The organism is Pantoea sp. 18069 (assembly GCF_902706035.1).
In the GTDB taxonomy this organism is placed as follows: Bacteria; Pseudomonadota; Gammaproteobacteria; order Burkholderiales; family Burkholderiaceae_C; genus Comamonas.
In genome coordinates this window covers 1-886 of sequence record NZ_CACSJA010000094.1, presented here as the reverse complement: position 1 = coordinate 886, position 886 = coordinate 1, and the positions used below count along the sequence as shown (strand labels likewise).

1 protein-coding gene is annotated in these 886 nt (G+C 58.8%); it reads left to right on the top strand.

Annotation, left to right across the window (positions count from 1 at the left end; translation table 11 throughout):
* A partial coding sequence (locus GVL12_RS25700) for a VCBS domain-containing protein (protein ID WP_200844095.1) occupies positions 1-886 on the top strand: 886 nt, incomplete at both ends.

The following is an 886-nucleotide window of genomic DNA, read 5'->3' as shown; positions in this document are numbered from 1 at the left end:
TCACGATCACCATCAATGGCACGAACGACAAGCCGGTGCTGTCGGGAGCCTTGACGGGCACTGTGACTGAAGATGGCACGCAGTCTGCCATTGGCCAACTGGCCACCACCGATGTGGATACCAATGACGTCCACAGTTACAGCGTCGTAGGAGCCAGCACCGGCGCCTATGGCAGCTTTAGCGTGGACAACGCCGGCAAGTGGACTTACCAGTTGGACAATGCCGCAGCGCAAGCGCTCAAGACTGGCGATGTGCGTACCGAAACCTATACGGTCCAGGTCAGCGATGGAAAAGGTGGCACTGACACCAAGACGGTCACGATCACCATCAATGGTGACGATGATGGCGCAACCATTACTCCCGCCACGCCTGGTGCCGACAAGGGTATCGTGCAGGAAGACGTGACGCTCAACGCCAGCGGCAAGCTCGATGTGACCGATCCGGATGCAGGCCAGGCCGAGTTCACGCCGGTGACTGCGTACGCGGGGCAGTACGGTGACTTCAGCATCGACAAGAACGGCAACTGGACGTTCGATCTGAACAATGGCAATGCCACGGTGCAGGCCTTGGGCGTGGGTGAACATCTCATCGACACCTTTATCGTCACCACGATTGACGGGACCACGGCTCAGGTCACGATCACCATCAATGGCACGAACGACGACCCTAAACTGTCGGGTGTGCTGACTGGCACGGTGACCGAAGACGGCACCAAGACCGCTATTGGCCAGCTGGCCACCACCGATGTGGATATCAACGACACCCACAGCTACAGCGTAGTGGGCGCCAGCACCGGAACCTATGGCAGCTTTAGCGTGGACGCGAGCGGCCAGTGGACTTACCAACTCGACAATGTCGCAGCGCAATCTTTGAAGACCGGCGATGT